Here is a 14,442-nt window from a genome sequence, read left to right on the forward strand (position 1 = left end):
ACGCTGGCCTTGGCGGCGGCCCGGGTACTGGGCGGATCCCACCCGGCGGGTGACGGCTCGGCCGCGGGCCGCCGCGCCGCGTGGGCCGCTGCCGGGGTGCACCGTGACGAACTGTCGTCCACGGTGCTCTGCCTGGGCCTGCCGGGCGGGGCGGACAGCCCGGCAGGCCGGATCCTGGCCATCTGTCGTGAGGCGGGGGAGCCCTGCGTGCTCACTCTGCGCCAGGTCGGCCCGGGCCAGGACTGCGGCGACCTCGGGGTGGGCCTCGGAATGGTGTACCTGTGTGAGAATCCGATCGTGCTGGCCAGCGCCGCCGACGAACTGGCGGGCCGCACCCCGCCGCTGGTGTGCGTGAACGGCCAGCCGTCGGCCGCCGTCATCGGCCTGCTCTCGGCGCTCGCCGGCCAGGGCGCGCGGTTCGCCTACCACGGCGACTTCGACTGGGGCGGCCTCCGCATCGCCAACGGGCTGCGGGAACGGATCGGCTGGCGGCCACGGCGTTTCGACGCCCGGTCCTATCAGGCGGCGCTGGCCACGGTGACCGGCGGCGAGCTGGCTGGCCGGCCGGTCGACGCGGCCTGGGACCCCGACCTGCGCCCCGCGCTGGAGCACCATGCGATCAGAGTGGACGAGGAACTCGTCCTCGCCGAGCTGATCGACAACCTCAGCGCCCCACACGACCGATAACCCTCGGTAACATTCGGTAGCACTCGGTAGATGAAGGCCAGGCGCTCAAGGGTGCGGCCGGTAGAGTCCCGGCGACACGCGCGGGCAGCAGGTCGGCAACCTCGCTCGTCCGGGCGCCCTGGCCGGCGAGAGCAGCGATGATCGTCTGGTCTTCGTCGACGACGAGCAGCGGCGCCCGGTGCGGCAGGCGCATACTGGAGGCGATGACCAAGTCAGCGGTACCCAGGCCCCGTCTGTCCACCAGCCCCTTCAAGGCCCCGGTCACCCCGCCGTGCAAGCGGTTCGCCGTAGGAGACCGGGTCACCCACGACAGGTACGGCCTCGGCCAGGTGACCGGGGTCGAAGAAGAAATCGCCGTCCTCGTCGATTTCGGTTCCCAGCAGGAACGCATTCTGAGCCCGTTCAGCAAGATGTCCCGTCTCTGACGCCGTGAGGCTTCGATTCGCGGAACCCGAAGACGGCACGTAGGCGGCGGAAGGTCCCGCGGGCAAGCCTGTCACCGCCCTGACATCCTACCCCTCGTTCCACTCCGGCAGCCCACCCCGAAAGCGAGACATCTCATCGCCACCACCTCGATCCCCCTCTTCTCCGCGTCGGAGCCGCCGCGGTCTCTGCCGCGGCAGGAGCCCCCGCCTCTGACGATCCGCCTCTTCCAGGCACCCGACTTCGGGCCGTCTGATGTCGAGATCATCGATTTCGCGGTCACGGACGTCGAGACCGTCGCCTTCCAGGCGCCCGTCGTCGAGCGCCCGCCCGCGCTGGATCCCCGTCGTCATCGAGCACGGCCCCGCCGATCGTAGGCTCCGGGCGCTGTCCGGGTAGGGCGCGCAGCCACGCGCACCAGGCGTCGACCCCCTGGCCGGTACGGGCGCTGACCTCCAGCACGGCCACGCCCGGGTTGACGTCGGCGAGGTTCTTCCGGAACGCCTCGAGGTCGAAGTCGAGATGGGGAAGCAGGTCCGTCTTGTTGACGAGCACCAGGTCGGCCGAGCGGAACATGACCGGGTACTTGAGGGGCTTCTCCTCGCCCTCGGTGACGGCGAACACCATCGCGCGCAGGTCCTCCCCGACCTCGAACTCGGCGGGGCACACCAGGTTGCCGACGTTCTCGATAACGACGAGATCGAGGTCGCGCAGGGGCAGCCGGCCCAGCGCCGAGGCGACCATGGGCGCGTCCAGGTGGCACTCCCCGCCGAACCCGTTACCGGTGTTGATCAGGACGATCGCCGCGCCGAGCCCGTCGAGGCGGTCGGCGTCGATGCTGGTCTCGATGTCGCCCTCGATGATCCCGACCCGCAGATACGGGCCGAGACGGCGCAGCGTCTCGACCAGCAGGGTGGTCTTACCGGCGCCGGGAGCGGACATCAGGTTCACCACCGTGACGCCGGCGGCGTCGAAGGCGGCCCGGTTCGCCAGCGCGACCCGCTCGTTCTCCCCGAGGATCCGCTCGAGGACCTCGACCCGTTCGGGCCCGGTGCCATAGCCGGAATGGTCCCCGACGGACACCCCGGCCGGTGAGTGCGGACCCGAGTGCTCGTGCGGCGCCCCTTCCGGGTGGGGATGCCCCCCTTCCGGGTGGGGATGGAAGCGACCCACCGCGCGTCACGCCTCCACGGTGCCGGGAACTACCGGGTCGGGAGCCGCCGGGTCGGAAGCCACCTCGAACGAGGTGACGAGGAACTCCTCGCCGGTGACGATGGTGACGCCGGCCGCGCCGCAGGTGCCGCAGCGCAGCACCCGGTCCGCCAGCTCGCCGCGGGTCCCGCACACCCGGCAGCACACACTGACCGGCACGCTCTCGACCTCCAGCACAGACCCGGCCAGCACGGACCCGGCCAGCACCTGCCCGCCGGGGGGATCGGCGCCGTTCCCCGGCGGCCCATCGCTCTCCGGGGGCCCAGCGTTCATCAGCTTCCAGCAGTAGGCGAGGGTTTCCGGCACGATCTGGCGCAGCTGGCCCACCCGGACGTGCACCCGGGTGACCGGCCGACCGGCCGCGTGCCGGGTGACGACGTCCGCGATCGATCGGCAGACGGACAGCTCGTGCATCGCCCGGTCCTCCCCCGGCACCCTCCGGCGACCCGCCTGATCCGGTGACCCGCCCGAGCCGGCATCGCACCGGCTCACCACTTCGCCGGGCCGCGCCTCGGCGCTCGCCCCACGGGCGTCGATGAGGGCAGGCTGGGATGGCCGGTGCATACCCCACTCTCACCCGGTCGTGTGCGCTTCACCAAACCGCACTGCGCGTTGGTGACTGCGCGTTGGTGGCAGCCTCCGCGCACTGTCGATAGGCGTCCGGCGTTGGGGGACATAGCGTCTGCTCTGCCGGACGTCTCCGTGAGGCGACGGGCCACCCGACGATCACCCGGCCCAGCGGCTTCTGATCACCTCGCCGGAGGGCTCGGTCCGCTCGTGGAGGTGGGCGGTGCGGCGGACCGCGGTGCCGACCACGGCCCGTCCGACGAAGGGAGTGCTGATGTCATCCGTGCTGTGGTTCCAAGGCGGGGCGTGCAGCGGCAACACGATGTCCTTCCTGAACGCCGACGAGCCCAACGTCGTCGACCTGATCACCGACTTCGGGCTGGAACTGCTCTGGCACCCATCGTTGGGGCTGGAGAACGGCGCCCAGGCCCGGGAGCTGTTCACCGACTGCGCGCGGGGTGAGCGGCCGGTCGACATCTTCGTCTTCGAGGGTTCGGTGATCCGCGGCCCGGACGGAAGCGGCGGCTTCGACGTCTTCGCCGAGCGGCCCATGCAGGACTGGGTGCGCGAGCTGGCCGCCCAGGCTCAGGTGGTGGTGGCGATCGGGGACTGCGCCTGCTGGGGCGGGATCCCCGCGACGGCGCCGAACCCGACGGACTCCACCGGGCTGCAGTTCCACAAGCGTGAACGCGGCGGTTTCCTCGGCCCGGGCTTCCGGTCGCGCTCCGGGCTGCCCGTCGTCAACATTCCGGGCTGCCCGGCCCACCCGGACTGGATCACGCAGATCATCGTGGCGCTGGCCACTGGCCGGGCCGCCGACATCGCGCTCGACGAGCTGCACCGGCCACGGACGTTCTTCACGACATTCACTCAGACCGGCTGCACCAGGGCAGAGTACTTCGAATACAAGCAGTCGACCCTGGCTTTCGGGGACGGGACCCGCAAGGGCTGCCTGTTCTATGAGTTCGGCTGCCGCGGCCCGATGACCCACTCCCCGTGCAACCGGATCCTGTGGAACCGCCAGTCGTCGAAGACCCGCGCCGGCATGCCGTGCATCGGGTGCACGGAGCCGGAGTTCCCATTCTTCGACCTCGCCCCCGGCACGGTCTTCAGGACCCGGAAGGTCGGCGGGCTCATTCCACGGGAGGTGCCGGCGGGCAGTGGCCACCTCGGCTACCTGGCACACGCGGCAGCCGCCCGGATAGTCGCCCCGCAGTGGTCGAAGGAGGACATGTTCGTCGTCTAGCCGCCCGGCAGCCGATGACCGATGACCGCGCGTGCTCCGACCGGAGACCGCGAGGAACGGACGGGGAGGAGAGAGGATTCCAATGGCCACCGTCGATCTCAACGTCAGCCCGTTGGGGCGCGTCGAGGGCGACCTCGACGTCCGGGTCACGATCGACGACGGGGTGGTCACCTCGGCGTGGACCGAGGCGGCGATGTTCCGGGGCTTTGAGATCATCCTGCGCGGCAAGGACCCGCAGGCGGGCCTGATCGTGACCCCGCGGATCTGCGGGATCTGCGGGGGCAGCCACCTGTACAAGTCGGCGTACGCGCTGGACGTCGCGTGGCGCACCGAGATGCCGCCCAACGCGACGCTGGTCCGCAACATCGCGCAGGCGTGCGAGACGTTGCAGAGCATCCCGCGCTGCTTCTACGCGCTGTTCGCCATCGACCTCACAAACCGGAAATACGCCTCCTCGCCGCTGTATGAGGAGGCGGTGCGGCGGTTCGCGCCCTACACCGGCAGCAGCTACGGCCCGGCGGTGGTGCTGTCGGCCAAGCCGGTGGAGGTCTACTCCATCTTCGGCGGGCAGTGGCCGCACTCCAGCTTCATGGTGCCCGGCGGGGTGATGTGCGCGCCGACGCTGCCGGACGTGACCCGCTCCATCGCCATCCTGGAACACTGGAAGGTCAACTGGCTGGAGAAGCAGTGGCTCGGCTGCTCGGTGGAGCGATGGCTGGCCAACCGTACCTGGCAGGACGTGCTCGCCTGGGTGGACGAGAACCCCGCCCAGCGCGACAGCGACTGCGGCTTCTTCCTCCGGTACTGCCTCGGCATCGGCCTGGACCGCTATGGCCAGGGAGTCGGCAACTACCTGGCGACCGGGACATACTTCGCCCCCGACCTCTACACCCGGCCGACCATCTCCGGCCGCAACGCGGCACTCATCGGCCGGTCCGGGGTGTACGCGGGCGGCGAGTACTCCGAGTTCGACCAGGCCCGGGTGCGGGAGGACGTCACCCACTCGTTCTACGAGGGGACCGAGGCGCGCCACCCGTTCGACGGCGAGACCCGGCCCATCGATCCGGCGCGCGGCCGGGAGCAGGGCAAGTACAGCTGGGCGAAGTCACCCCGGTACGAGGTGCCGAACCACGGGTACCTGCCGTTGGAGGCCGGGCCGCTCGCCCGCCGCGTCGCCGCCGCGGCTCCCGGCGCGGGTGCCCACCAGGACGACGACCCGTTGTTCGGGGACATCCTGGCGGCCATCGGCCCGTCGGTGATGGTCCGTCTGCTGGCCCGGATGCACGAGGCCGCCAGGTACTACCAGTGGACGCGGGCCTGGCTCGACCAGCTGGACCTGCACGAGCCGTTCCACCTCAAGCCGGTGGAGTACGCCGAAGGGCGCGGCTTCGGTTCCACGGAGGCGGCCCGCGGCTCGCTCTCGGACTGGATCGTCATCGAGGACGGCAAGATCGCGAACTACCAGGTGGTCACCCCGACCGCCTGGAACATCGGCCCCCGCGACGGCTCCGAGGCGCCCGGTCCCATCGAGCAGGCCCTCGTCGGCACGCCCATCGTGGATCCGGAGAACCCGATCGAGCTCGGCCACGTGGCCCGCAGCTTCGACTCGTGCCTGGTCTGCACGGTCCACGCCTACGACGGCAGGACCGGCCGGGAGCTCAGCAGGTTCGTCATCAACGACAACCTATGACCGGGACCGACCTATGACCGGGAGTGACCTATGACCGGGAGTGACCTATGACCGGGAGTGACCTATGACCGGGAGTGACCTATGACCGGGGACCGGGAGGCGGGTGCCGCCTCGCGACCCCCGCCCGGGCCGCGGGTGCAGGTCGATCCGCCCGGTTTCGAACCACCAGGGTGCGAGGTGGCCGTGATCGGCTGCGGCAACCTGCTGCGCGGTGACGACGGGGTCGGGCCGATCCTGGTCCGCCGGCTCGCTGAGACGGGCGTCCCGGCCGAGGTGCGCCTGGTCGACGGGGGGACCGCCGGGATGGACACGGCGTTCGCGATGCGCGGCGCACGCCGGGTCGTGGTCGTCGACGCCAGCCGCACCGGGGCCAAGCCCGGGACCGTGTTCGAGGTCCCGGGCGCACAACTGGAGAACCTGCCCCTGGACGCGCTGCACCCGCACGCCTTCCGCTGGGACCAGGCGCTGGCGTTCGGGCGCTGGCTGCTCGGCGACGGCTATCCGGGCGACGTCGTCGTCTACCTCATCGAGGCGGGCGGCGTGGAGCCCGGCGCCGATCTCAGTCCCGCGGTGCGCCGGGCGATGGAACAGGTCCGGGAGATGATCATCGCCGGTCTCACCCCCGGGACCGGCGGAACGGACGGATGACCAGACGCATGGATGACCAGACGCATGGGTGAGGACGCGCATGGGTGAGGACGACGTCATCGGCACGGGTGTGACCTGCGCGCGCCCGCAGCCCGTCGGGGTCTTCCCGCTGCCGGCCGGTTTCCTGCTCGTGCCGGGCGGCGAGGCCACGGCCGACCTGCGCCGGACGCTGGCGGCCGGGAAGGTGCCGGCGGCCTGGCCGGCGGAGCTGGCCGCGCTGGAGCTCGCCTACCGCGGGGAGGTCGTCGCGGCCGTCGGGCAGCTGCGCGGCGATGACCCGGTCGACCGCTACAACCGCTTCGTGCTGCGACCGGCGGGCGCTGACCCCGAAGACCCGGTGGCACTGCGCCGGGCGCTCGGCGACGAGCTGGGGATTCTGGTGGACGTGGTCCGGTTCGCCCTGGGCGAGCTGGACGAACCTCCGCCGCCCGGCGGGGAGACCGGCGAGATCGCGGCAATGGTGTGGTCCGCACACGCCGCCCAGGCCATGGCCGCCGGCCGGCCGGGCGAGGCTGCGGGGCTGCTGGAGCGGGCCATCGCCGCAGCGCGGGAGCCCTCCCCCGGTCTCGCCGCCCAGCTCAGGTCCACCGCGGCGGACCTGCGTCGCGGAGTCGAGGGGCCGAGCCCGGCCGTCATCGCAGAGCTGACGGCGGCGCTCGCCGCGCTGGCCGCCACCGACCTCACGGTCGGCCGGGCCGAGCTGCACCTGAGCCTCGGTTCGGCCGACCAGGAGCTGGCCGGGGACGATCCGGCGAGCCTGAAGGCCGCGGTGGAGCACTACCTCTCGGCGCTGCGCCTGGTCCGCATCGATACCGCCCCGGAGCTGTTCGCGGCGGCACAGGTCAACCTCGCCACGGCATATCTGGCCATGCCGATGGCGCAGGCGTCCGACCAACTACGGGTCGGCGTGGCTGTGCAGGGCCTGCGGACCGCCCTGTCCGTCTACACCCGCGAGACCCATCCCGAGCGGTGGGCCAGCACCCAGCTCAACCTGGCCAACGCCTTGGTCTACGCGCCGTCCGCGCATCGGGAGGACAACCTGCGGGAGGCGGTCGCGCGCTACCAGGATGTCATCGCCGCTCGCGACCGCGACGCCGACCCCCTCGGCTACGCCCGGGCTCGGGCGAACCAGGGCAACGCCCTGGCCCACCTCGGTCTCTTCGACCCGGCGCAGGCGGTGCTGCACGAGGCGCGGGCGATCTTCGAGGAGTTCGGGGACTCCGACGCCGTCCTGGCCGTGCGCGGGGTACTCGACGAGATCGCCCGCCGGCTCACCGCGAAGTCGACGTGACGCCCGGCAGCGGAACACTCGGTGACGCCACTCCGACCACTCCGACCGGATGGGCTGGGCAGGCCGGCCGGGCAGGGCGGGCCGGCCAGGCGGGGTGGGCCGGCCGGGCGGGGGGCTGGGAACCGGCGGTGTGGATCGGCGCCCCGGCGCCCGGCGGGCTGGCTCTGCCGTCGGCGTCCCGGCTGTACGCGCCGCGCGGGGTGTGGCTCGGCGACGACCTGCTCGTGGTGGCGGACTCGGGCAACCACCGGGTGCTGATCTGGCATGGTCTGCCGGCCGTCGACGGCACCCCCGCCGACGTCGTGCTCGGCCAGGCCGACGCGACGAGCGAAGGACCGGCGGCCGCGGGGCGCGGACCCGAACGCGGCCTGCGCCTGCCGACCGGCGTACTCGTCACGGACGGCAGGCTCGTGGTCGCCGATGCCTGGCACCACCGGGTGCTGGTCTGGGACGAGGTCCCGACGGTCACCGACACCGCCCCCGACCTCGTGCTCGGGCAGCCGGACGCCGGCGCCGTCCGCGAGAACCGGGGCGGCCCGTGCGGACCAGACACCTTCTACTGGCCCTTCGGGGTGGCCGTGGTGGGTGGGCGCTTCTACGTCGCTGACACCGGTAACCGGCGGATCCTGGGCTGGTCGGATGGCCTGCCGTCCTCACCCGGCCGGCTACCCGACCTGGTGCTGGGGCAGCCCGATCCCACCCGCCGGGACGAGAACCGTGGCGGCGCGGCCGGGCCGGCCAGCTTCCGGTGGCCGCACGACCTCGCCGGCACCGCCGATCGGCTGCTGGTCGCGGACGCCGGCAACCACCGGCTGCTCGGCTGGGCCCCCCATCCCGACGCCGACAGCGACGCAGATCTGGTGCTCGGCCAGCCCGATCTCGCCTGCTCCGGGGAGTTCCCCTACGCGCCTGGCCGGGCCGACGTCCTGCGCTTCCCCTACGCCGTCGACAGCGACGGGCACCTGCTGGCCGTCGCGGACACCGCCAACAACCGCGTCCTGCTGTGGGACGAACTGCCGCGGCGCAGTTCCATGCCTGCGACCGGTGTGCTCGGCCAGCCGTCGTTCGCCGAGACCGGGGAGAACCGGTGGACCCGCGTCGAAGCCGACACCTTCTGCTGGCCGTACGGCCTCTCGGTGCGCGGCGACCGGCTCGCGGTGGCGGACTCGGGCAACAACCGGGTCATGATCTGGCGGCGGGTGTGACCGGAGAGCAGAACAGGCAGGCCGGGCGGGCCGGGCGCCGGGTCCGGCGCCGGGTCGTGGTGGAGGGCGTCGTCCAGGGCGTCGGTTTCCGGCCCTACGTCCACCGGCTCGCGGGCACCCTCGGGCTCGCGGGATTCGTCGGCAACGACTCGACCTCGGTGTTCGCCGAGGTCGAAGGCGACGAGGTGGCGGTGGCCGAGTTCCTGCGCCGGCTCGAACCGCAGGCGCCACCGCTCGCGCACATCGAGCGCGTCACGGTGACGAGCGTGACCCGGTTGACCGCCGGCGACGCCGGGTTCCGGATCGTGGCCGGCGCGACCGTTCCCGGCGACCGCACCCTGGTGCCCGCGGACACCGCGGTGTGCGCCGACTGCCTGCGCGAGATGTTCGACCCGACCGACCGGCGCCACCGCCACCCGTTCATCACCTGCACCAACTGCGGCCCGCGGTACACGATCATCAGCGCGCTGCCGTACGACCGCGCGGCCACGACGATGGCCCGTTTCCCGATGTGCGCGCGGTGCGCGGCGGAGTATGCCGACCCGGCGGACCGCCGTTTCCACGCCGAACCCGTCGCCTGCCCGTCCTGCGGACCGAAGCTGTGGTTCAGCCCCGCGGACGGCACCGGACCAGAGGTGCACGGCACGGACGCCGCGCTGGCGGCGGCCCAGCGGGCGCTGGCGGCCGGCGCGGTGGTCGCGGTCAAGGGCGTCGGCGGCTACCACCTGGTCTGCTCGGCCGAGAACGACCTGGGCGACACGGCCGGCGACACGGCCCTGGCGCGCCTGCGCGCCCGCAAGGGCCGGCCCGACAAGCCGTTCGCGGTGATGGTGCGCGACCTGGCGACGGCCGCCCTGGTGGCCGACCTGTCGTCGGCGGAGGCGGCGCTGCTGGCGTCGCCAGCCGCTCCGATCGTGCTCGTCCGCCGCTCGCCCGCGGCGGGGATATCGGGGATATCGCGGCTGGTCGCCCCCGGCACCCCGCTGGTGGGGCTGCTGCTGCCGTACACGCCCGTGCACCACCTGCTGTTCGCGCCGGTCCCGGGCGGCGGCCCGCCACCGCCGCGGATGCTGGTGATGACCAGTGGCAACCGTTCGGGCGAGCCCATCTGCTTCGCCGACGACGACGCGCGGGACCGGCTCGCCGGCCTCGCCGACGCGTTCCTCCGGCACGACCGACCGATCCTCCTGCCGTGTGACGACTCGGTGGTGCGCTGTGGCTACGGGGACGACGGAGACGACGGGCAGGTGCTGCCGGTGCGGCGCTCCCGCGGATACGTTCCGCTGCCGGTGGACCTCGGCCGCCCTGTCCGGTCGGTGCTCGCCGTGGGCGGCGAGGGCAAGAGCACGTTCTGCCTCACCACGGACCGTCGCGCGTTCGTGTCCCAGCATCTGGGTGACATGGGCAGCCTGGCGGCGCTCGGGGCCTTCGAGCGGTCCGCCGCGCACCTGACCGACCTGTACGGCGTCGCGCCGGAGACGCTCGCCGCCGACCTCCATCCGGGATACGTCACCCGGGCCTGGGCCGAACGCGCGGCGGCCACGGGGGCCGAAGACGCGGCCGCCGGGAACCCGGCTGCGGGGGCGAACCAGGCCTCCACCTACGGGTCACGGTCCGCCGGCCGGTCGCCGCACCTGGTCCAGCACCACCACGCCCATGTGGCCGCCCTGCTCGCCGAGCACGGCAGGCTCGGCGACACCATCCTCGGGGTCGCGTTCGACGGCACCGGCTACGGGCTCGACGGCACGATCTGGGGCGGCGAGGTGCTGCTGGTAGGCCCGGACGTCGCCCGCGCCGAGCGGGTCGCGCACCTGCGTCCGATCGGCCTGCCCGGGGGCGACGCCGCCGTCCGCAATCCGTACCGGGTCGCGCTCGCCCATCTGGCCGCCGCCGGCCTGGACTGGACCGCGGACCTGGCGCCGGTGCGGGCCTGCTCCGTGGCGGAGTTGCGCACCCTGCGCACCGCGCTGGACCGGGGCGTGGCCTGCGTGCCCTGCACGAGCATGGGCCGCCTGTTCGACGCGGTGGCGTCGCTGCTCGGGGTGCGCCACCGGATCACCTACGAGGCGCAGGCCGCCGTCGAGCTGGAGGCGCTCGCCGCGGACGGGCTCACCGCGGCGGAGCTCGGCGGCGCCGGTGCCTGCCGGCTCGCCTTCGGCCTGGCGGACGGCGTCCTCGACCCGGCGGGGGTGCTCGCGGGGATCGTCGCCGGTCTGCGGGCGGGGGTGGCGGTGCCGGTGCTGGCCGGCGCGTTCCATCTGGCGGTCGCGGACGCGGTGGCCGAGGTCGCGGGGGTCGCGCGGCGGCGGTACGGAGTCCGCCTGGTCGGTCTGACCGGCGGTGTGTTCGCCAACGTGGTGCTGACGCGGGCCTGCCGCGCCCGGCTCGCCACCGCCGGGTTCAACGTACTCGTCCATCGGGTGGTGCCGCCGGGCGACGGTGGGCTGGCGCTGGGCCAGGCTGCGGTCGCGGCGCTGGGCCGCCCGACGGAGCCGACCTTCGGCGGGAAGGAAGCCTGACGGCATGTGTCTGGGGATACCGGGCCGGATCATCGAGATCTGGGACGACCGCGGTACGCGGATGGCGATCGTCGACTTCGGCGGCGTCACCAAGACGGTGTGCCTCGCCTACCTGCCCGACGCGACCGTCGGGGAGTACACGATCATCCATGCCGGCTTCGGGCTGATCAGGGTGGACGAGGCCGCGGCGCGGGAGACCCTCGCGATGTTCCGGGACCTGGGGCTGCTCGAGGAGGAGCTGGGATCGCGCGCGGCGGGACCGGGCATGACCGGGCCGGGCCGGTGAGGTACCTGACGGAGTTCCGCGACCCGGCGTTGGCCCGCCGGCTGCTGGATGCGATCATTGCCACCGCGACCCGGCGCTGGACGATCATGGAGGTCTGCGGCGGCCAGACCCACTCGATCATCCGTAACGGGATCGACCAGCTCCTCGCGGACCAGGTCGAGTTCATCCACGGCCCCGGCTGCCCGGTGTGCGTCACGCCGCTGGAGACGATCGACCGGGCACTGGCGATCGCCGCCCACCGCGAGGTGATCTTCTGTTCGTTCGGGGACATGCTGCGGGTCCCCGGCAGCGGCACGGACCTGTTCATGGTCCGGGCGCGCGGCGGGGACGTCCGGGTGGTCTACTCGCCACTCGACGCGGTCCGCCTCGCCGAGGAGAACCCGGACCGCCAGGTCGTGTTCTTCGGGGTGGGCTTCGAGACCACCGCCCCGGCCAACGCGATGGCCGTGGTGGCGGCCCGGCGCCGTGAGCTCGGCAACTTCTCCGTACTTGTCAGCCACGTGCTGGTGCCGCCGGCGATGACCGCGGTCCTCGCCTCGCCGGCGAACCGGGTGGCGGCGTTCCTGGCGGCCGGCCACGTGTGCACGGTGATGGGCACCTCCCAGTACGAGCCGTTGGTGGCGACCTACCGGGTACCGATCGTCGTCACCGGTTTCGAGCCGCTCGACCTGCTCGACGGGGTGCGCCACGCTGTCAAGCAGCTCGAGGCGGGGCGGGCAGAACTCGCGAACGCCTACCCGCGGGCGGTGCGGCCGGCGGGCAACCCGGCGGCCCGGGAAATCCTCGCCGAGGTTTTCACGGTGTGTGACCGGCCCTGGCGGGGAATCGGGACAATCCCGGACTCGGGTTGGCGGCTGTCCGCGGCGTACCGGGACTTCGACGCCGAGGTCCGCTTCGACGTCGAGGGCCTCACGGTGGCCGAGCCGGCCGAGTGCCGCAGCGGCGAGATGTTGCAGGGCCTGGTCAAACCGCCACAGTGCCCGGCGTTCGGAACCTCCTGCACGCCACGCACCCCGCTCGGCGCGACGATGGTCTCGGCGGAGGGGGCGTGCGCCGCCTACTTCCAGTTCCGGCGGCTGACCCCGGCGGTCGGCCGTGGCTGACCCCGTCGACCCAACCAGTTGGACCTGCCCACTTCCGCTGCGTGACCATCACCAGGTGGTGCTGGGGCACGGCGGCGGCGGCGTGCTGTCGAGCGAGCTGATCGAGCATCTGTTCCTGCCCGCGTTCGGGACCACCGACGTGGCGCGGGCACCGGCGGACTCGGCGGTCCTGGATGTCGCGGGCGCCCGGCTCGCGTTCTCCACCGACTCGTACGTGGTGCGCCCGCTGTTCTTCCCCGGTGGCTCCATCGGCGAACTCGCGGTCCACGGCACCATCAACGACCTGGCCTGTGCCGGCGCGGTGCCGGTGGCGCTCTCGGCCGGGTTCATCCTCGAGGAGGGCCTGGAGCTCGCAGTCCTGGGCCGGGTGGCGCAGGCGATGGGCCGGGCCGCGGCCGCGGCGGGGGTGCGGCTGGCGACCGGGGACACCAAGGTCGTCGAGCGCGGGCTGGCCGACGGTCTTTACGTGAACACCAGCGGCATCGGGCTCGTCCCGGCCGAGGTGGACATCCGCCCCGAACGGGCGAGGCCCGGCGACCGGGTCATCGTCTCCGGCCCCGTCGGCGAGCACGGTGTCGCCGTGCTGAGCGTGCGCGACGGGCTGGAGTTCGGCGGCGAGGTCCGCTCCGACACGACGGCGCTGCACGGGCTGGTCGCGGCGGTGCTGGCGGCCGCGCCGGGGGTCCACGCGCTGCGCGACCCGACCCGGGGTGGCCTCGCGACCGCGCTGTGCGAGATCGCCGCCGCGTCCGGGACGGGCATCGAGTTCGCCGAGCGCGCCGTGCCGGTGCCGCCCGCGGTCGCGGCGGCCTGCGGGTTCCTCGGCCTCGACCCGCTGCACGTGGCGAACGAGGGCAAGCTGGTCGCGTTCGTCGCCGATGCCGACGCCGACGCGGCGCTCGCGGCGATGCGGGCGCATCCGGCGGGGCGTGACGCGGCCGCCATCGGCACGGTCACCACGGAGCATCCGGGCGTGGTCGTCGGGCGCACCGCGTTCGGGGGAACCCGCATCGTCGACCGGCCGCTCGGCGAGCAACTCCCCCGCATCTGCTGAGTTCGGCGGCGTGGCCGCGCCCACCTTTCCAACGATCGGCTCCAACGATCGGCGGGTCAGGGCGCGTGATGCGCCGGATCCATCCGGAGGACCCGGAACCGACCTCCAATGATCTTGCCGTACATCTCGGCGGACATGGGCCCGGGGAACGTCGCGACAACCGATGCGGGCGAGCCGGCGTCATCGATGAACACGACCGCGTACGCGCCGGCACCTGGCTGCGCGGTACGGAGGGCGGCCTCGGCGCGTTGCCAACCGCCCTTGCGCCAGTTGTCCCTGGCCTGCCGGTCGCAAGGCTGCGGCGCCGTCACGCCGGGCCGGAGCCGCCGGTCGCCGGGCGGGCTACACCAGTCGCCGGGACGCACACGACACGCAGGACGCCCGGGACACACAGTGGCGTCGGTGAGCCGGTGAATCCTCGCCATGTCCCACCCCGGTCCAGGTCGTGCGGTCCAAGTCGTGCGGTGCAGTTCTCGGTCGACATGCTCCGTGGCATCAGCTTCAAGACTTA

General features: G+C 73.0%; 14 protein-coding genes. 11 read left to right on the plus strand and 3 right to left on the minus strand.

Annotated features, from left to right (window positions below; all coding sequences use genetic code 11):
• Positions 1-687 (plus strand): TIGR02679 family protein (locus tag AC08OQ_RS09050; protein ID WP_476611983.1); only part of this gene is annotated, 687 nt, incomplete at its 5' end.
• 203 nt (positions 688-890) lie between these two features.
• The gene (locus AC08OQ_RS09055; protein ID WP_462185804.1) at positions 891-1,112 is read left to right on the plus strand and encodes a hypothetical protein; all 222 of its coding nucleotides are present in this window, start codon (positions 891-893) and stop codon (positions 1,110-1,112) included.
• A 277-nt stretch (positions 1,113-1,389) separates the two neighbouring features.
• Here AC08OQ_RS09055 and hypB read toward each other — a convergent pair whose 3' ends face one another.
• The gene (gene hypB / locus AC08OQ_RS09060) at positions 1,390-2,193 is read right to left on the minus strand and encodes a hydrogenase nickel incorporation protein HypB (RefSeq protein ID WP_476600256.1); all 804 of its coding nucleotides are present in this window, start codon (positions 2,191-2,193) and stop codon (positions 1,390-1,392) included.
• 96 nt (positions 2,194-2,289) lie between these two features.
• Positions 2,290-2,736, minus strand: a complete 447-nt coding sequence (locus AC08OQ_RS09065) for a hydrogenase maturation nickel metallochaperone HypA (protein ID WP_476600254.1) — start codon at positions 2,734-2,736, stop codon at positions 2,290-2,292.
• A gap of 376 nt (positions 2,737-3,112) precedes the next feature.
• Between AC08OQ_RS09065 and AC08OQ_RS09070 the strand changes: the two genes are divergently transcribed.
• The 9 genes from AC08OQ_RS09070 to hypE all read left to right on the plus strand — a co-directional run bounded on the left by AC08OQ_RS09070 (position 3,113) and on the right by hypE (position 13,931).
• A complete protein-coding gene (locus AC08OQ_RS09070) occupies positions 3,113-4,135 on the plus strand; it encodes an NADH-quinone oxidoreductase subunit B family protein (RefSeq protein ID WP_476595040.1) in 1,023 nt (340 codons plus the stop codon).
• 82 nt (positions 4,136-4,217) lie between these two features.
• The gene (locus AC08OQ_RS09075) at positions 4,218-5,825 is read left to right on the plus strand and encodes a nickel-dependent hydrogenase large subunit (protein WP_462185807.1); all 1,608 of its coding nucleotides are present in this window, start codon (positions 4,218-4,220) and stop codon (positions 5,823-5,825) included.
• 81 nt (positions 5,826-5,906) lie between these two features.
• Positions 5,907-6,473: a hydrogenase maturation protease gene (locus AC08OQ_RS09080; protein ID WP_476601347.1), complete on the plus strand. Its 567-nt coding sequence runs from the start codon at positions 5,907-5,909 to the stop codon at positions 6,471-6,473.
• A 40-nt stretch (positions 6,474-6,513) separates the two neighbouring features.
• On the plus strand, positions 6,514-7,764 hold the full coding sequence (locus AC08OQ_RS09085) for a hypothetical protein (protein ID WP_476601348.1): 1,251 nt from the start codon (positions 6,514-6,516) through the stop codon (positions 7,762-7,764).
• Entirely contained in the window at positions 7,761-8,969 is a 1,209-nt protein-coding gene (locus tag AC08OQ_RS09090) for an NHL repeat-containing protein (RefSeq protein WP_476601349.1), read from the plus strand. The genes AC08OQ_RS09085 and AC08OQ_RS09090 overlap by 4 nt, the downstream gene beginning before the upstream one ends.
• Complete coding sequence (gene hypF, locus AC08OQ_RS09095; RefSeq protein ID WP_476601350.1) at positions 8,966-11,488, plus strand: carbamoyltransferase HypF; 2,523 nt, start codon at positions 8,966-8,968, stop codon at positions 11,486-11,488. Before AC08OQ_RS09090 ends, hypF begins: the two co-directional genes overlap by 4 nt.
• Before the next feature lie 4 nt (positions 11,489-11,492).
• Positions 11,493-11,774 (plus strand): HypC/HybG/HupF family hydrogenase formation chaperone, encoded by a 282-nt coding sequence (locus AC08OQ_RS09100; protein WP_462185812.1) that lies wholly within the window; start codon positions 11,493-11,495, stop codon positions 11,772-11,774.
• On the plus strand, positions 11,771-12,877 hold the full coding sequence (gene hypD, locus AC08OQ_RS09105; protein WP_476601351.1) for a hydrogenase formation protein HypD: 1,107 nt from the start codon (positions 11,771-11,773) through the stop codon (positions 12,875-12,877). The genes AC08OQ_RS09100 and hypD overlap by 4 nt, the downstream gene beginning before the upstream one ends.
• Complete coding sequence (gene hypE / locus AC08OQ_RS09110; RefSeq protein WP_476601352.1) at positions 12,870-13,931, plus strand: hydrogenase expression/formation protein HypE; 1,062 nt, start codon at positions 12,870-12,872, stop codon at positions 13,929-13,931. Before hypD ends, hypE begins: the two co-directional genes overlap by 8 nt.
• Positions 13,932-13,987: 56 nt before the next feature.
• Here hypE and AC08OQ_RS09115 read toward each other — a convergent pair whose 3' ends face one another.
• Positions 13,988-14,242, minus strand: coding sequence for a hypothetical protein (locus AC08OQ_RS09115; RefSeq protein WP_462203269.1), 255 nt, complete (start codon positions 14,240-14,242; stop codon positions 13,988-13,990).
• Positions 14,243-14,442 lie beyond the last annotated feature (200 nt).

The sequence above is a fragment of the Frankia sp. CcCS3 genome, from assembly GCF_977927575.1.